At 72.2% G+C, this 17,568-nt stretch carries 15 protein-coding genes; all 15 read right to left on the minus strand.

The genetic code is table 11. From position 1 onward, the window contains the following. Positions 1-47: 47 nt before the first annotated feature. Positions 48-1,658, minus strand: coding sequence for an ABC transporter substrate-binding protein (locus HNR16_RS12445; RefSeq protein ID WP_158039929.1), 1,611 nt, complete (start codon positions 1,656-1,658; stop codon positions 48-50). Between the two features lie 97 nt (positions 1,659-1,755). Beyond that, positions 1,756-3,408: a dipeptide ABC transporter ATP-binding protein gene (locus HNR16_RS12450; RefSeq protein WP_158039928.1), complete on the minus strand. Its 1,653-nt coding sequence runs from the start codon at positions 3,406-3,408 to the stop codon at positions 1,756-1,758. Continuing rightward, positions 3,405-4,331: an ABC transporter permease gene (locus HNR16_RS12455; RefSeq protein WP_158039927.1), complete on the minus strand. Its 927-nt coding sequence runs from the start codon at positions 4,329-4,331 to the stop codon at positions 3,405-3,407. Before HNR16_RS12455 ends, HNR16_RS12450 begins: the two co-directional genes overlap by 4 nt. Then, complete coding sequence (locus tag HNR16_RS12460) at positions 4,328-5,440, minus strand: ABC transporter permease (protein ID WP_158039926.1); 1,113 nt, start codon at positions 5,438-5,440, stop codon at positions 4,328-4,330. The genes HNR16_RS12455 and HNR16_RS12460 overlap by 4 nt, the downstream gene beginning before the upstream one ends. Continuing rightward, entirely contained in the window at positions 5,437-6,456 is a 1,020-nt protein-coding gene (locus HNR16_RS12465) for an LLM class flavin-dependent oxidoreductase (RefSeq protein ID WP_218868444.1), read from the minus strand. The genes HNR16_RS12460 and HNR16_RS12465 overlap by 4 nt, the downstream gene beginning before the upstream one ends. A 168-nt stretch (positions 6,457-6,624) precedes the next feature. Next, positions 6,625-6,753, minus strand: a complete 129-nt coding sequence (locus tag HNR16_RS18650; protein WP_276509190.1) for a hypothetical protein — start codon at positions 6,751-6,753, stop codon at positions 6,625-6,627. Positions 6,754-6,827: 74 nt separating this feature from the next. After that, on the minus strand, positions 6,828-6,986 hold the full coding sequence (locus tag HNR16_RS18350; RefSeq protein ID WP_225737801.1) for a hypothetical protein: 159 nt from the start codon (positions 6,984-6,986) through the stop codon (positions 6,828-6,830). After that, the gene (locus HNR16_RS12470; protein ID WP_225737800.1) at positions 6,956-8,155 is read right to left on the minus strand and encodes an LLM class flavin-dependent oxidoreductase; all 1,200 of its coding nucleotides are present in this window, start codon (positions 8,153-8,155) and stop codon (positions 6,956-6,958) included. Before HNR16_RS12470 ends, HNR16_RS18350 begins: the two co-directional genes overlap by 31 nt. A 2-nt stretch (positions 8,156-8,157) precedes the next feature. Next, entirely contained in the window at positions 8,158-9,240 is a 1,083-nt protein-coding gene (locus tag HNR16_RS12475) for an LLM class flavin-dependent oxidoreductase (RefSeq protein WP_158039925.1), read from the minus strand. 282 nt (positions 9,241-9,522) lie between these two features. Next, positions 9,523-10,833 (minus strand): GNAT family N-acetyltransferase, encoded by a 1,311-nt coding sequence (locus HNR16_RS18355; RefSeq protein WP_225737799.1) that lies wholly within the window; start codon positions 10,831-10,833, stop codon positions 9,523-9,525. Beyond that, complete coding sequence (locus HNR16_RS12490; RefSeq protein ID WP_158039924.1) at positions 10,830-12,035, minus strand: LLM class flavin-dependent oxidoreductase; 1,206 nt, start codon at positions 12,033-12,035, stop codon at positions 10,830-10,832. Before HNR16_RS12490 ends, HNR16_RS18355 begins: the two co-directional genes overlap by 4 nt. 182 nt (positions 12,036-12,217) lie before the next feature. After that, positions 12,218-13,903: an ABC transporter substrate-binding protein gene (locus HNR16_RS12495; protein WP_158039923.1), complete on the minus strand. Its 1,686-nt coding sequence runs from the start codon at positions 13,901-13,903 to the stop codon at positions 12,218-12,220. A gap of 71 nt (positions 13,904-13,974) precedes the next feature. Then, on the minus strand, positions 13,975-15,657 hold the full coding sequence (locus HNR16_RS12500; protein WP_225737798.1) for a dipeptide ABC transporter ATP-binding protein: 1,683 nt from the start codon (positions 15,655-15,657) through the stop codon (positions 13,975-13,977). Then, positions 15,654-16,616 carry an ABC transporter permease gene (locus tag HNR16_RS12505; RefSeq protein ID WP_158039922.1) on the minus strand — a complete coding sequence of 321 codons (963 nt, stop codon included), beginning with the start codon at positions 16,614-16,616 and terminating at the stop codon, positions 15,654-15,656. The genes HNR16_RS12500 and HNR16_RS12505 overlap by 4 nt, the downstream gene beginning before the upstream one ends. Before the next feature lie 4 nt (positions 16,617-16,620). Next, the gene (locus HNR16_RS12510; RefSeq protein ID WP_158039921.1) at positions 16,621-17,544 is read right to left on the minus strand and encodes an ABC transporter permease; all 924 of its coding nucleotides are present in this window, start codon (positions 17,542-17,544) and stop codon (positions 16,621-16,623) included. Positions 17,545-17,568 lie beyond the last annotated feature (24 nt).

Below are 17,568 nucleotides of genomic sequence, written 5' to 3' on the forward strand. Positions count from 1 at the left end.
AAAACCACCCGGTATTCATGGGCTGATTCGGGAGAGGTGAGGCGCGCTCAGCCCTTCTTCACGTTCACGAGCAGGTCGAGGCGCGAGTCGGCACCGAGCTGGATGCCCGTCACGCCCGAGCCGACGCCCACGACGGTCGTGAGCTCGTGCACCGGCACGAAGTGGTGCCCCGCGATGAGCTCCTCCTGGATCGTCTTCAGCTCGGCCGTGCGCGCGGCCGGGTCACCGATCGTGGCCTGGTCGATGAGCTGTTGGTTGAGGGCGGGGTCGCTCACGGGCCAGTTCGTCGTGCCGACGTCACTGAAGTCGAGACGGAGCACATCGGCGTCGACCGAGGAGAGGTTGCGCCACGCGATCTCGTACTCGCCCGAGGTGATCGACTCCTGGAACTCCGGCACCGTGCCGCTGATCTGCTCCGAACCGATGCCGACGGCCTGGAGCTGCTGCTGGAGCAGCGCGATGCTGTCGGCGTTCGGGCCAAAGTTGTTGATGTACGTGATGCGGAAGGTGAGCTTCTGCCCGTCCTTCTCGCGGATCCCGTCCGCGCCCTTCGTCCAGCCCGCGGCGTCGAGGAGCGACTCGGCCTTGGCGGTGTCGGTCTTCGGGAGCGTCGCGCTCAGGTCGGCGTAGTCGGAGGTCGACTGCGAGAGCACGCCCGTGGCGACCGCGAAGTGGTCGTTGAGCGCACCGTCGCGGATCTGCTGCGGGTCGACCGCGTACGCGACGGCCTCGCGCACGGCCTCGTCCGCGATGATCGGGTTCTTCTCGTTGAAGTAGACGCCGAACACGGTGCCGGGGTTCGGCCGCTCGACGATCTCGGCGCTCGCCTGCACGGTCTCGATGTCGTTCGGGGCGATGCCGCCGGCGACGTCGATCTGTCCGCTCGTGAGCCCACCCGTGCGGTTGCCCGCCTCGGGGATCACGTTGAACTCGACGGCGTCGAGCGATGCGGCCCCCGTGTTGCCGAACGCGGCGGGCGCCCAGGCGTACTCGGCGCGCTTCGTGAGCTTCGTCGACTGGTCCTTCGTGTACGACTCGAGCACGAACGGGCCGGAGCCCGAGATGTTCGTGCCGCCGCTGCGCTCGCCGAACGGCACCTCGATCGAGGCGTCGGAGACGAGCCCGAGCGTCGCGGTCGAGGCCTGCGCGAGGAATGCCGCGTTGGGCGTGGAGAACGTGACGACGGCCGTCCGGTCGTCCCTCACCTCGGTGCCCTCGTAGGTGGCGAGGTAGGCGACCGCCGACGACTCGGCACCGGCCGCCTTGATGTCGTCGAAGTTCAGCTTGACGGTGTTGGCGGTGAGCTTGGTGCCGTCCGAGAAGGTGACGTCGTCGCGGAGCGTGAACGTGTACTGCGTCGCGTCCTCGTTCACCTCGAACGACTCGGCGAGCCAGGGCTCGGCCTCCTTCGTCTCGGGGTTGTAGTAGACGAGGGAGTCGTAGAGCTGGCGCGTCACGTACCACGTGTCGTTGCCGTTGCCGCCCTTCGCGCTCGGGCTGAAGTTGAGGGGGTCGTTGCCGATCGCGAACGTCAGCGTGCCGCCCCCCGCACCCTCACCGCCGGCGTCGCCGCCGCTCGCGCAGCCCGTGAGGGCGAGCACGAGGGCGAGGGCGCCCGCCGCGAGGGCGGCGCCGCGGGATCGATGTACTCGAGCCATCGGTGTCTCATTTCTCTTGTTGCTTGGATGCGACCGCGGCGCGAGCCGGGTGCCGGGGCGAGTGGATGTGGTCGGGGAGGGGATGACGACCGGGTGGTCAGCCGACGGCCTCGCGCTCCCGCCCGCCGCCGGGAATGGCGTCGAGCAGTTCGCGCGTGTACGCGGCGCTCGGGTGTTCGAAGAGCGCCTCGGTCGGCCCCTGCTCGACGACGCGACCGTTCCGCATGACGGTCACCTCGTGGGCGAGGTCGCGGACGACGGCCAGGTCGTGGGAGATGAAGAGGTAGCTGATGCCCGTCTCGTGCTGGAGTTCGATGAGCAGGTCGAGGATCTGCGCCTGCACCGTCACGTCGAGTGCCGAGACGGGCTCGTCGAGGAGCAGGAACTCGGGTTCGAGCGACAGGGCGCGTGCGATCGCGACGCGCTGTCGCTGTCCGCCGCTCAGCTCGCCGGGCGATCGGCGCAGGACCGTGGCCGGGAGCGCGACGCGGTCGATGAGCTCGGCGGCCTTCCGGGCGCGTCGGCGTCGGTCGTCGAGACCGAACGACGCGAGCGGCTCGGCGACGATCTGCGCGATCGACATGCGCGGGTTGAGCGCCGCATAGGGGTTCTGTTGGACGATCTGCACGCGGCGGCGCAGGTGCCGGAGTCGTTCGCCGCGCCACTCGGTGATGTCCTCGCCGCCGAGCAGCACACGGCCGGCGGTCGCCGCCTCAAGCCGCAGCGCGATGCGGCCCGTCGTGGTCTTCCCCGACCCGCTCTCCCCCACGAGCCCGGTCGTGTGCCCGCGGCGGACGGTGAGCGAGAGGTCGTCGACCGCCCGGAACGCGCCGCCGCCCGCACCGCGCGGGAGCGGGAACTCCTTCACGATGCCCTCGAGACGGAGCACCTCCGGCGCCTCGTCGACCTTCTCGAGTTCGACACCGTCGCGCGGTGCCGTGTGGGTCCGCCGAACGGCGTGGAGGCTCGGCGCGTCGTCGACGAGCTGCTGCGTGTAGGGGTGCTTCGGGGCACCGAGGACCTCGTCGGGGGTGCCCTGTTCGACGAGTTCGCCGTGCCGCAGCACGAGGATCCGGTCGGTGCGATCGGCGGCGACGCCGAGGTCGTGCGTGATGAACAGTTGCGCGAGGCCACCGGCCGCGACCTGCTCGTCGAGTCGGTCGAGGATGCGCTTCTGCACCGTCACGTCGAGCGCGCTCGTGGGCTCGTCGGCGATGAGCAGCGCGGGTGACGCGATGAGTGCGATCGCGATGAGCACGCGCTGGCGCAGCCCGCCGGACAGCTCGTGCGGGTACTGCCCCGCGCGGAGCTCGGGGTCGTCGATGCCCGCATCGCGCAGCGCCTCGAGCACGCAGTCGTGGACGAGCCGCCGGTGCTCGAGACGGTGGAGCAGGAGGACCTCCGCGACCTGCTCACCGATGCGCTTGACAGGATTGAGCGACACGGTCGGGTCCTGCGGCACGTAGCCGATCTCGCGGCCGCGGACGTGTCGCAGCGCACGTGGCTTCGCGTCGAGGAGTTCGCGCCCCTGGAAGCGGATGCTGCCCGCGGTCGTCTCGAGCGAGCGGGCCTGGAGCCCGATGATGCGCGACGCGATCGTCGACTTGCCGGAGCCGGACTCGCCGACGAGCGCGACCCGCTCGCCCGGCGCGATCTGGAACGCGACGCCGCGTACGGCCTCGACGGTGCCGGAGCGTCCGCGGTAGGCGAGGCGGAGGTCCTCGACCTCGAGCAGCGGTGTCGTGGTCATCGCTCGCTCCGATCGTCGAGGGCGTTCGCGATGCGGTTCGCGGAGAGGACGGAGGCGGCGACGACGAGGCCCGGGAGGGTCGCGATCCAGCCCTGTCCGGCGAGGAAGTCGCGCCCCTGGGCGACGAGCGCGCCCCACTCGGGGGCCGGCGGCGTCGCGCCGTAGCCGAGGAAGCTGAGGGCGGAGATCGCGAGGATCGCGGAGCCGAACTCGAGCACGCCGAGCACGATGACGGGGCCGAGCGAGTTCGGGAGCACGTGACGGAACAGGATCCGTCCCGTGCGCGCGCCACCCGCGCGGGCCGCCTCGATGTAGGGCGATTGCTTGACCTTGAGCACCTCGGCGCGCATGACGCGCGAGATCGACGCGACGCTCGTGATCCCGACCGCGACGGCGACGTTGAGCGTCCCGAAGCCGAGCGCGACGATGACGGCGAGCGAGAGCAGCAGGGTCGGGATCGCGAGGAGGATGTCGGCGATGCGCATGAGCACGGCGTCGACGACACCGCCCGCGAAGCCAGACACGAGGCCGAGCACGGAGCCGACCGTGAGCCCGAGCGCGAGTGCGACGAGCACGGCCTGCACGGTGAGGCCCGCGCCGTAGACGGTGCGCGTGTAGATGTCGCGACCGAGCTGATCGGTGCCGAACCAGTGGTCGCCGCTCGGCGGCAGGAGCTTCTGCGCGATGTCCCCCGCGAGCGGGTCGCCCGCGGTGAGGAGGAACGGCGCGACGGCCGCGACGAGCACGAGCGCGAGCCAGAGCACGGCGAGTGCGACCGTGGGCGTGCCGAGCCACGAGGTGCGGAACCGGCGCCACGGCCCGATCCGCTGCTCGCCCTCGCCCGTGGGGCCCGTCGAGTGCGTCCCCCGGTCGTCGGTGGGGGTCTCGGTGACCGTTTCCGCCGCGGCGTCGATGACCGTCATCGCAGCGCCTCCTTCGTCTCGGACGTCGTCTCGGTGCGTTCGTCGGTCGCGGGGTCGGCCTCACCGTCGGTGGCCTCGTCGTCGACGCCGGTGAGCGCCGCGGCCGTCGCCTCACCCGCCGGGAACGGTGCCTCGGGGGCCGTCGCCGCGCGGCGCCCGTTCCGTCCGTCGCCGCGGGCGATCGAGGCGCGCAGGCGCGGGTCGATGAGGGGGTAGACGAGGTCGACGACGAGGTTCGCGATCGTGTAGAGCGCGGCACCGATGATGACGGCGCCGAGCACGACGGGGATGTCCTGGCTCGTGACGGAGGTCGCGATGACGCGCCCGAGCCCCGGCCTGGAGAACACCGTCTCGGTGACGACGGTCCCGCTGAACAGCTGACCGACGACGAGGCCCGTGATCGTGAGGACGGGGAAGAGCGCGTTGCGCGTGACGTGGCGGAACAGGACGTGGCCGGGGCCCGCCCCCTTCGCCCACGCGGTCGTCACGAACGCCTGCCGCTGGGTCGTGATGAGGCTGCGCGCGAACACCTGCGCGATCATCGCGCCCGTGGGCAGCGCGAGCGTGATGGCGGGCAGGACGAGCCCCCACAGGCCCTCCGCGTTGAAGGCGGGGAACAGGCGCCACTTGAACGAGAACAGCTGGATGAGCACGAGTCCGAACCAGAACGCGGGGATCGAGACGCCGAGGCTCGGGAGCCCGAGGAGCACCTGCGACCACCAGCGGTCGCGCCCGGCGGCGGCCGCGAGGCCGATGCCGAGACCGAACACGAGCGCGACGAGGAACCCGAGCGAGGCGAGCTGCAGGGTCGGTGGGATCGCCGCGGCGAGGATCTCGGTGACGGGGCGGCTCTGCTGGAAGGAGTAGCCGAGGTCGCCCGTGAACAGCGCCCCGAGCCGGCCGAGGTACTGCACGATGACGGGCTGGTCGAAGCCGTACTGGCGGGCGAGCTGCGCGCGCTGCTCCTCGGTCACGCCCGCCGCATCGGTGCCGAGCATGAGCGAGACGGGGTCGCTCGGCAGCACGTAGAGGAGGAAGAACGCGATCGTGTAGGCGGCGAAGACGACGAGCAGCGCCTGCCCGAGTCTGGTGAGGATGTAGCGGGTCATGCGGCCTCCCAGCCGAGGGCGGGCAGGACGTGCTCGCGCACGTCGCGGAGGATCTGCTCGTACTCCGTGCGTGCGAAGCCGTACGGCAGGGCGACGCGCAGCTCGACGCGGCCGTCGAACACGGGGTCGGCCGTGAGCGCCTCCGCGATCCGTGCACCGGGACCGACGAGGTCGGGCGCGATGACCGTGCGACGCGTGCCGTGCGTCTGGAACGTCCGTGCGGTGCGCGCCTCGACGTACGCGGCGTAGTGCTCGCGCGTCGCGTCGTCGGCACCGTCGGTCGGGAGCAGGACGCGTTCGACCGCGACGCGTCCCTCGCCGTGGGGTGCGAGTCGGTCGCGGTAGCGCTGCACGCGCAGGCGCTGCGACTCGGCGAATCCCGCGTCGCCCTCGGCGTCCGTCAGGTTGCCGAGCAGGAGGTTGAGGCCGCGCTGCGCGGCCCAGTCGACCGAGCGGTTCGAGCCGCCGCCGAGCCAGACGGTGCGCAGGGCGTCCGGGATGCGCGGCTGGAGGCGCGGGACGGGCTCGGGCCCGTACGGCGTGTGGAGGGGCTCGTCGGCGAGCGGCTCGCTGCGGAGGGCATCGAGGAAGCGGGCCATGAGCTCGTACGGGTCGGTGCGCGGATCGGTGTCGGGGCGGCCGAGCGGTGCGAGCAGCTCGGCGTGCGGCGCGGAGGAGCTGATGCCGACGTGGACCCGGCCCCTCGCGAGCGCCCACACGGTCGCGAAGTCCTCGGCGAGCCGGAACGGGTTCTCGAACCCGAGCGGCACGACGTTCGTCTCGAGCGTGATGCGCTCGGTGCGCTGCGAGGCGGCGGCGAGCACCGTGAGGGCCGACGAGACGCCGCGCTCGAGGTGCCGCTGGCGCACGCCGACGGTGTCGTACCCGAGGCGCTCGGCGAGGACGAGCAGCTCGAGGCCCTCCTCGAGACCGCCCGCCGGATCGGCGTCGGGGTAGTTCCCCGCGTAGGTGAGCCCGGCACGCGGGATCACGACGGCCTGTCGCTCGGTGGTCACGTCGGCGCTCCTGTCGCTCGGCTCGGAACGGCCCTGGCGGGGGCCGCGGACGCCAAGATAGGCGCGCCGATGCGCCCGCCTCGAACTCGCGTGAAGCCCGGCGTAACGGCGTGACGTATGACGTAACGCGACGTCCGGAGCGTGGCGATCCGGAGCTCGAGGTGGGTGTCAGCCCGCCGTCGCGGTCGATCCGGCGTCGACGTGCCGGTGTGCGTCGGTGCCGTGGCGGGTCCCGCCGCGGTCGAGCGCGACGACGCCCGCCGCCTGCGCGACGCGGCGGGCGGCCGCACCGCCCACGCCATCGGCCGCGCCGCCGACGCCGTCGGCCGCACCCGCGATACACGCGGCGCGACCGACGGCTCGTCGGGTCGTCAGGGCAGCTCGGGGTCGAGCCCGAGGTGTTCGAGCAGCGTCGTCCCCGCGTACTCGCTCGGGTACACGCCGCGGTTCTGCAGCTCGGGCACGAGCCGGTCGACGATGTCGTCGAGCCCCGTGGGCGTCAGGTACGGCGAGATGTTGAATCCGCCCACGTTGCCCGCGTCGGCGTAGCGCTCGAGCGTGTCGGCGACGGTCTGCACGCTGCCGACGAACCGTTGCCCTCGCCGCGGCTCGCGGCCTTGCGGATGACGAACTCGCGGATCGACCACCCGTTCTCCGCCGCCTGCGCGCGCCACTCGTCCGCCGTCCGCTTGGCGTCGGCGTTCTGGAAGCCCGCGCCGCGCGTGACGTCCGAGACGCGCACGACGGGATCGATGTCGGGCAGCGGCCCGTCGGGGTCGTAGGCGTCGAGCCGCGTGCCCCAGAACTGTTCGAGGTACGCGAGCGCGGTCTGCGGCGTCACCTGGGCGACCTGGATCTCGCGCCACTTCTCCTGCGCCTCCGCGTCGGTGTCGCCGATCACGAAGTTCGCGCCGGGGAACGGGAGGACCGAGCCGGGCCGACGGCCCGCGAGGAGCGCCCGCCGCTCGATGTCGGCGGCGAACTCGCTCGCTGCCTCGAATCCGGCGTGGCCCGTGAAGATGAGATCGGCGTGCTTCGCCCCGAAGTCGCGCCCCTCCCCCGAGTCGCCCGCCTGGATGAGCACGGGCCGACCGTCGGGGACGAGCGGCACGGTGCGCGCGACCTCGAGGTCGTAGACGTCGTCGCGGTAGCGCAGCGGCAGCTCGCTCGCGCGGGCGGGGTCGCCGGCCCGCCAGATCGCCTTGACCGCGCTCACGAACGCGTCGGCGTGACGGTAGCGGTCGGCGTCGGCGACGTAGCCGCCGCGACGGAAGTTCTCGCCCGTCCACGCGTTGTGCGTCGTGACGATGTTCCAGCCGTTGCGGCCCCCGCTCAGGCGGTTCAGGCTCGCGAGCCGGTACGCGAGGTCGGCGGGGTCGTTGTAGGTCGTGTTCTGCGTCGCGACGAGCCCGAGCCGTTCGGTGATCGCGGCGACGGCGGCCTCCTGCGTCTGTGCGTCGGGCCGCCCGACGATGTCGAGGTCGTGGATCTCGCCGAGGTGCTCGCGCAGCCGGAGCCCCTCCCCGAGGAAGAGCGCGGCGAAGATGCCGCGTTCGGCGGTCTGCGCGATGCGGCGGAACGACTCGAACGCGATCTGGTCACCCGACTCCGGCCAGTGCCAGATGGTCGAGAAGTTGACACCCTGGAAGAAGACGCCGAAGTGGATCCGGTTCCTCGTTGCGGGAGCGGTCGTGGTCACGGTCAGTTCCTTCCGGCGGCGGCGAACGCGTTCTCGGCGCGCGGCAGGCCGAGGGCGCCGCGCAGTGTGGGGTGGGGGTCGGTCGCGAGGAGTCCCGCGTCCGCGAGGGCGGGGAGGACCGCGAAGCGGAGCTCGTCGAGGTCCTGTGCGAGGCTCGCGGGCACGAGGCGGACGCCGTCGACGTGGGTGGCGAGCTCGTGGATCACGTCGACGAGTTCGGCGGCCGTTCCGACGAGGCGGCGCGTGGCACCGGGCTCCCACGGCGCGAGCTCGTCGAGTCGGGCGGCTCGCGCGACGGCTCGCTCGCCTCGCCCGTCGAGCAGGATCTCGAGGTCGGCGACGACGACGGACGCGCCCGTCGCCCGCGCCGCCTCGGCGCGCTCGGCGAGGCCCTCGCCAGCGGGCACGAGGACGACGTCCACGTCGACGCCCGAGGCGGCGTCGGCGTGCGCGAACACGGGCACCTGGCCCTGCGGCGGACGCGGCGTGATGGCCGGCCCCTTGACCGTGAACTCGCGGCCAGTGAAGTCGACGTAGTGGAGCTTCGTCCGGTCGATGTAGCGTCCCGTCGGCAGGTCGCGGATGACCGCGTCGTCCTCCCACGAGTCGAGGAGGCGTCGGACGACGCGGACGACGTCGGCCGTCTCCTCCGCGAGCGCGGCCGCGTCCAGTGCCTCGCGCCCGTACTGACGTGCCGCCTCGGGCGAGTTCTCGGTCGAGACGAGCCACCCGGAGCGTCCAGTCGCGGCGTGGTCGACGCTCGCGAGCTGCGTGGCGGTGTGGAACGGCTCGACGTACGTCACGGGCACCTCGGGGACGAGTCCGAGGCGTCCCGTCGCGGGCCCGCCGAACGCGGCGAACTGCACGGCGTCGATGCGCGCGGGCAGCCCCGGCGCGGTCGCGGGCGGGAGGTGGGAGCCGGCGAGCGTCGCGTACGCGAGGCCGGCCTGCTCGGTGCGCGCGAGCACGCTGCGGGCGTGCGCGGCGCCGAGGAACTGGAGCGGGTCACCGCCCGCGTCGCGCCAGGCCGCCGGATGCGATCCGGCGCCGTCGATGTGGATGCCCACGGTGAACGGACGGCTCATGGGGTGATTCCTTCCTGCTGACGGTCACGGCGCCCGCCACGATCGGCGGACGGCGAGGTTCGGGCACGAGGTGTGCGGGTGATGTGCGCCGCGCCCCGGGAGGCGGGTGCGGCGGCCGCGCGCGGTCGGTCCGCGCCGCGGGCCGTGCCCGCCGGGAGCCCGGTGGGTGCGGCTCGTCGCCACGGTATCGACGGGGTCCGGGACGAGCGCCGTTTGTTACCCACGCTGACGGTCGAGGTGACGGCATGCTCGGCGCTCCGCCGGAGCGGCCCGGGGCCCCGGTCACGGGCGACGCTCGTCGGTCGCGAGTCGCTTCTCGAAGCAGTGCGAGCCCGGAATGCGTTCGTACGGTTCGTACACGGGGATCGGCGTGTAGCCGGCCCGCCGGTAGAGCGCGATCGCGTCCTGCTGCCGCTCGCCCGTCTGGAGCACGAGTCGCTCGGCACCGCGCGCGGTCGCGAGTCGTTCGAGCTCGGCGAGCAGGGCCCGACTCGCGCCGGTGCCGCGTGCGCGATCCCGCACGAACAGTCGCTTGACCTCGTCGTCGCGGGTGCCGTCGCGCCGGTGATCGCGCAGCGCGACGTGGCCGACGGCCTCGCCGTGCTCGTCGATCGCGAGCACGACGGCGACGATCGTGGCCGGGTCGATCGCGAGCGCGTCGGTGTTCGCGTGGGCGGCCCGCTCGGCGAACAGCGCGACGAGATCGGCGTAGCGGGCGCCGAGCTCCTCGTCCATCTCGGCCCGCAGGCCGACCGCGCGCGGGTCGTCCCACGTCGTCGCCTCGAGGTGCCACACGCCGGGTTCGCGCACCGCGACCGGCTCGCCGCCGGCCGGACCACCCGCCGACGTGCGGGCCCGGTCGGGCGCGACGTCGTAGCCGAACGCGAGCAGCTCGAGGATGCGGCCGGGCTCGACCTCGATGCGGCCCTCGCGCTCGGAGAGCCTGCGGAAGCCGAGCTTCGCGTAGAGCGCGTGCGCGCCGGTCATCTGCGGGCCGCTGTTCATGACCACGCGGTGCGAACCGCGCCTGCGCGCGAGCTCGATGACGTGTCGCGTGAGTGCGGCACGGACGCCACGACCGCGCGCCGCGGAGGCGACGGCGAGCTGCCGGAAGTCGGTCTCGCCCGGCTGCGCGACCGCCGCGAGCGGCCGGTTCGCGCGTGCGACCCACACCGTGCCGAGGATGGTGCCGTCCGCGTCGGCGGCCACCCACACGTCGCCACCGCGCACGCGGCCGGCGACGTCGCGCAGGGACGCGGCGTACTCGTCGCGCAGCGGTCCGTAGCTCGTCTCGTACGCCTCCGCGGTCACCTCGCCGGCCCGCTCGTACTCCTCCGGCCGGACGAGCCGGATCGTGTACCCCGGATCGTCCGACGTCGCCACGGGCGCGGGGTCGGGTGCCGCCGACGGCGCGGACGTGGTGCCGGCGGTGCCGCGTGCGGTCGTGGGCGCCGAGCCACGCGCGGCGGCGGCGTGGGCGAGGTCGTTCCGCTCGTCGGTGCCCGGCACGATGTCGTTCCGCTCGTCGGCGCTCGGCACGTCGGCGCTGGGCTCGGTCACCGACGTGTGGCCGGCCCCGTGCGTCGCGGTCATGCGTGCACCGTCGCGCTCGCGCCCACGGTGTCGTTCGTTTCCGCGGCGTCCTTCGCGTCCCGGTCGCCGACGGCACCAGCCTCGAGTCCCCACGCCTCGGCGAGGAGCGCGAACGAGCGCAGCCGGTCGGCGGGGTCGTGCGTGATCGTCGTGACGAGCAGCTCGTCGGCGCCAGTCACGCGCTGGAGCGTCTCGAGCGAGTCGCGCACCGTCTCGGGCGAGCCCACGAAACGCGTGTCGAGCCGGTCGCGCACGAGCACCTCCTCCTCGGGCGTGAGCGGGTTCGCGAGCGCCTCCTCGGGCGTCGGGAACGGGATCGCGCCGCGTCCCGTCCGGATGCTGTGCACCCATGCGGCGTAGCCGGCACCGAGTCGCCGCGCCTCGGCGTCCGTCTCGGCCACGACGACGTCGACGGACACCGCGACGTACGGCCGCTCGAGATCCCCGGGCACGAACGACTCCCGGTAGCGGGCGACGGCATCGAGCACGGCGCTCGGCGCGACGTGGTAGTTCGCCCCGAACGGCAGCCCGAGTGCACCCGCGAGCGCCGCGCTCGGCCCGGCCGTGGACCCGTGGATCCACACCTGCACGTCCTGTCCCTCGGCCGGCGTCGCGTGGATCGGCGAGCCGTCGGGCAGTTCGAGCGTGCCCTCGAACGCGGCGATGATGTCGCGCACGTGCGCCTCGAAGCGATCGCCATCGTCGTCGGATCGGCGCAGCAGCTCGGCCTGCGCCCGGAACCGGGCCAGATCGAACGAGAACGGTGGCGGTGTCGGGATGACGAGGCCGTCGACGACCCGCGTCGGTACCGGCTCCGTCGCCGTCCGTTTCTCGGCCCGCTCGGCCCGAGCCGCGAGCGAGGGGGTGCGGCCGATGCCGAGGTCGACGCGGCCGGGATTGAGCGCGGCGACGAGGCCGAGCTGCTCGGCGACCTGCAGCGGCGTCGAGTTGCCGAGGATCGTCGCGGCCGTCCCGACGCGCAGCCGCGACGTCGCCGCCGCGAGCAGCGGCAGCAGGACGTGCGGCGCCGAGCCCGAGATGCCCGGGTTGAGGTGGTGCTCCGCGAGCCAGAGACGGCGGTAGCCGAGCTGTTCGGCGCGGGCGGCGAGTTCGATCGTCGCGCGCAGGCCGTCGGCCGGCGTCTGGCCGCTGCCGAAGGCGGACAGCTCGAGGATCGAGAGGGGGACGCGCGGGGTGGACATGCGGGGTGGCTCCCTGTGGATGGTCGGTCGGTTGATGGGTCGAGCTCGTGCGTGGCCGAGGACGCCCGCGTCGGCCGTGGGTGTGCCGCGCGGGCCGGTGCGCCGGGCGGGTTCGCGATCCCGCCCGGCGCACCGGGTTCAGCCGCGCGGGCCCGCGTCGGCGGACGACGCCGCGGGGCGGGTCACTGCTGCTTCCAGGCGTCGTAGAGCACGAGCTCGGAGAGCGAGTTGTTCCGCAGTCCGTGGACCTTGTCGCTCGATGCGAAGAAGCCGGACTCGCTGTTGATGTTCGTGAAGATCGGGATGCGGATCGCGTCCCCCACGATGATCGCCTGGGCCTCGGCGAGCAGCTCGTTTCGCGTGTCGAGGTCGGGCTCCGTGATCTGCTGTGTCACGATCTCGCTCAGCTTGCCGCTCTCGGTGAACGAGTCGAGCGTGCCCGGGAAGGTCACGTCCGTGATGAGGCTCGCGGCCTCGAAGTTCTCGTTCGTGTACTGCGAGTAGAGGGCGAGACCGCCGTCCGCGCGGGTGGCGTTGTTGAGGTGCAGATCGGCCTTGCCGCTCTGCCACGTGTCGCCGTTCGCGCCGATCTCCTCGATGATGTTGATCTCGATGCCGGCCTTCGCGGTCTGCTCCTTCAGGAGCTGGAGCGAGTCGCGGATCTCCTGCGGCTCCCACCACAGCACGAGGTCGAGGCTGAGACGCTCGCCGTCCTTCGCGCGGATCCCGTCGGACCCGGCGACCCAGCCCGCCTCGTCGAGGAGGCGGTTGGACTTGTCGAGGTCGTACCCGAGGAGCGCCGACTGGTCGGCGAAGCCGCTCGTGCTCGGCGTGAGCACGCTCTGGGCGACGGGCTGGCGAGGGCCCGTGATGCCGTCGACGATCGCCGTGCGGTCGATCGCCGAGCTCAGGGCGCGACGGACGTTGATGTCCTGCAGCGCGGGCGTCGTGAAGTTCAGCACGAGGCTGTACGGGATGCCCGACTGCGCGCGGTAGTTGAGGCCGTAGCCCTGTGCCTCGAGCTGGTCGGCGCCCTCGTTCGTGGGGTTCTGCGCGATGTCGGCCTCGCCGGATTGCAGCGCGCTCTCGCGCACGCTCTGCTCGTCGACGAACGTGATGTTGATGGTCTCGATGCTCGCGGCACCGCTGTGCGTCGCGACGCCCGAGGGCCAGTCGTAGTCGGCACGGCGCGTGAGCGTCACGCTCTCGTTGGGCGTGTAGTTCTCGAGCACGTACGGCCCCGAGCCGATGAAATCACCGTTCTTGCGCTCGTCGTAGCTCTTCTCGAAGCTCGCCGGCGCCTCGATCGCGAGCTGCACGGTCGCGAGCGTCGGGAGGAATGCGTGGTTCGGCTCCGAGAACGTCACGGTCGCCTCGTGCTCACCCGTCGCCTCGGTCCCGACGTAGTGGTCGAACAGGCCCTGGAAGTACCAGCCCTTGCCGTCGCCGATCTGCTTCGCGGACTCGTCGAGGTTCGTCTTCACGACCTCCCCCGTGAGCGGCGTCCCGTCGGAGAACGTGACCCCGTCGCGGAGCTGGAACGTGAACGTCGTCGCGTCGTCGCTCACCGTCCACGACTCCGCGAGCCAGGGCGTGAACTCGCCCGTGTCGGGGTCGACGTCGATGAGCGAGTCGGCGAGCGCGCGGCCCACGATGCCGTGGTTCTGGCGCGGATCGAGCGTCTTGATGTTGGCGTTGTAGATCGTGAGCTCGCCGCCGTCGACGCGGTCCTCCTCGCTCACGGCCGCGTCGGCGCCGCTCGTCGCGCAGCCCGTCAGCGCGAGGACGGCGCTGATCGCGAGGCCCGTCGCGGCGACGAACCCCTTCCGGAAGCCGCGCGTGCCCGCGCGGGCGGAGGTGTTGGTCATGGGTGTTCCTTTCGAGTGGTCCGCCCGGGTGCGGGAGTCCGGAGGTGTCGTGGAGGTCGGTTCGGCCGGGGTCAGGCCGGCAGCGGATCCGGGATGGAGTCGAGCAGCGTGCGCGTGTACTCGCTCGTGGGGTTGCCGAGCACGTCGGCCGCGCTCCCCTCGTCGACGAGTTCGCCCGCGTGGAGCACGCCGATGCGGTCGGACAGTTCGCTCACGACGGCGAGATCGTGCGAGATGAAGAGGTAGCTCGTGCCGAACTCGTGCTGCAGGTCGATGAGCAGTTGCAGGATCTGCGCCTGCACCGACACGTCGAGGGCCGAGACGGGCTCGTCGAGCACGAGCAGCTCCGGGCGGGTGACGATGCCGCGCGCGATCGCGACGCGCTGGCGCTGCCCGCCCGACAGCTCGGTGGGTCGCCGGCCGACCGTGTCGGCCGGCAGCCCGACGGCGTCGACGACCTCACGGATCCGCGCATCCGCGGTCGCGCCGCGCACCGGTTCCCCGCGGCCCTCGATCGGTTCGGCGATGATCTCGCGGATCGTCTGTCGCGGATCGAGCGAGCCGTAGGGGTTCTGGAACACGTACTGCACGCGCCTGGCCACCGTCCGGCGCTCGGACCGCCGACCCGCCGTGAGCGACCCGCCGCTGATCGTGACGGCGCCCGCATCGGGCCGGTCGATGCCCGCGACGATGCGCGCGATCGTCGACTTGCCCGAGCCCGATTCGCCGACGAGCCCGTAGGTCGTGCCGCGGTCGATCGTGAGGCTCACACCGCGCGTCGCGTGCGTCACGGTCTTGCCGCGGCGGCCGTCGCGCGTCACGTACGTCTTGTGCAGGTCGTCGACCACCACGAGCGGCGAACCGTCGTCGCGGGCGACCGTCGCGGCCGGCAGTCCGGGCGTCGGCGCGAGCTTCTCGGTGCGCAGGACGGGCACGGAGTCGAGCAGCCGGCGCGTGTACGCCGCCTCGGGTGCCGTGACGATCTCGTCCGACGGCCCCTGTTCGACGATGCGACCGCCCTCGAGCACGAGGATCCGGTCCGAGCGGCCGGCGGCGACCGCGAGGTCGTGCGTGATGAGGACGATCGCGACGCGTGAACGCTCGACGATCTCGTCCAGCAGATCGAGGACGCGCTTCTGCACGGCCACGTCGAGCCCGCTCGTGGGCTCGTCGGCGACGATCACCTCAGGGTCGCCGACGAGCGCGATCGCGATGAGCACGCGCTGACGCTGCCCGCCGCTCACCTGGTGCGGGTACGCGCGGGCGACGCGGTCGACATCGTCGATCCCGACCGCATCGAGCAGTTCGGCGGCACGGGCCGCGCGAGCGAGCGTCTCGACGTGCGGCTCGTTCCAGCGGATCGCCTCCTCGATCTGGGCGCCGATGCGCACGACGGGATCGAGGGCGACGTTCGGGTCCTGCGGCACGTAGGCGATCCGACCGCGGCGCAGCTCGTTCCACTGCCGTTCCGTGAGATCCCCGAAGATCCCGACGCCGTCGAGTTCGCCGCCGTCGGCGCGCAGCACGGCATTGTTCGGTAGGACGCCGAGGAGCGCCTGCGTGATCGTCGACTTGCCCGAACCGGACTCGCCGATGATCGCGAGTCGTTCGCCGCGGCCGAGCTCGAAGCTCACGTCGTCGACGGCGTGGATCTGCGTGCCGCCCTTCAGGTACGTGACCGAGAGGCCCTGGACCGAGAGGATCGGATCCGTCCCGGACGCGCGCTCGGCGCCCGCGCGATCGAGTGCGGTCACGGCCGGATCACCCGCTCGACGTAGGTGCTCACGCGGTTCGCGGAGAGCACGACGAGTGCGATGACGAGACCGGGCACGATCGCGAGCCACCAGGCGGTCGACAGGTACGTGCGGCCGTCGGAGACGAGCACGCCCCACTCCGGCTCGGGCGGTTGCACGCCGAAGCCGAGGAAGCTGAGCGAGGAGATGAGCAGCACCGCGATCCCGAACTGGAGCGGGATGAGCGCGATGATCGGGCCGATCGCGTGCGGGAAGACGTGGCGCGTGAGGATCTTGTACCAGGGCAGGCCGTTGACGCGCGCCGCCGTGACGTAGTCGCTCTCGCGCACCCGGAACACCTCGCCGCGCAGGATGCGCGTGAACGTCGCGATCGAGCCGACGCCGACCGCGATCGCGATCTCGACCGTCCCGAAGCCGAGCGACGTGACGATGAGGAGCGACACGAGCAGCGACGGGACCGCGAGGAACACGTCGACGAAGCGCGAGACGCCCTCGTCGATCCAGCCGCGGAAGTAGCCGGCGAGGACGCCGAGCACGGAGCTGACGACGAAGCCGATGAGCACGGCGATGAGCGACGCGACGAGCGTGTTCGCGGTGCCGAACACGAAGCGCGTGAACTGGTCGCGGCCGAGGCTGTCGGTGCCCCACCAGTGCTCGAGCGAGGGCGCCGCGAACTTGTTCACGACGTTCGTCACGTACGGGTCGAACGGCGTGAACAGGGACGGCGCGAACGAGGCCGTCACGACGGCGACGAGCAGCAGCACGCTCGCGATGAACGTCGGTTGCACGGCCTCGCGCAGGGCGGGCCGGTGACGCCACGAGATCTTCGGGGGCCGCGCGGCGGCGCGGGCAGCACCGGTGGCGTTCGCCGCGGCGGCGCCTGCGGCGGGAGCGTCCGTGGCCGGGAGTCCGGTCGCCGGGACGGCGACGGGTCTCGTGAGGAGCGACTTGAGCGTCATGGTGCTAGGCCTTCCTGATGCGCGGGTCGAGCCAGGGGTAGACGAGGTCGACGACGAGGTTGCTGATGACGAACAGCACGGCGGAGAAGAGGACGACGCCCATCACGACGGGGATGTCCTGGCTGAGGACGCCCGCTTGGAGGACGCGGCCGAGCCCCTGCCGCGAGAAGACGGTCTCGGTGATGACCGCTCCCGCGAGGATGCCGCCGAACTCCATGCCGAGGATCGTCACGGCGGGGATGATCGCGTTGCGCAGGGCGTGGCCGACGAGGATGCGGCCCGGGCCGAGGCCGCGCGCCCGGAGGTAGGCGGCCTGCGGCGAGCGCAGGTACTCGGAGAGCGCCTTGGACGTGACCTGCGCGACCGCCGCGCTCGCGGGGACACCGGCCGTCACGGCCGGCAGCACGATGCTCGCGAGGCCCTCGTTGCCGACGGCGGGCAGCAGGTGCAGTTGGAACGCGAAGATCTGGATGAGCAGGAGGCCCGTGAGGAAGATCGGGAACGAGAGGAACGCCGGCGGGAGCGTGAACAGGACGTTCCGCAGCCACGGCGAGCGGACGGTGTTCGCGAGGATCGCGATCGAGAAGCCGACGACGACCGTCACGACGAGCGCGGCGAGGCCCAGCAGGACCGTGTGCGGGAGGGCCCCGAAGAGCACGTCGACGACGGGGCGGCCGTACTGGATCGACGTACCGAAGTCGCCCGTGACGAGGCTGAACAGAAGCGTGAAGTACTGCAGGATCGGCGGCTTGTCGAGGCCGTACTCCGCCTCGAGGGCGGCGCGCGTCTCGGGGGTCGTGTCGTTCGAGGCCGCGAGCATGATGCCGATCGGGTCGCCCGGGAGCGCGTAGAGCAGCAGCCACGTGATCGTGTACGCCGCCCAGATGACGAAGACGGCGTACAGCAGCCGTCGTCCTATGTATCTCACTGGTCCGCTCGCTTCCCGTTCGGC

This window comes from Pseudoclavibacter chungangensis, from assembly GCF_013410545.1.
Taxonomy (GTDB): Bacteria; Actinomycetota; Actinomycetes; order Actinomycetales; family Microbacteriaceae; genus Pseudoclavibacter; species Pseudoclavibacter chungangensis.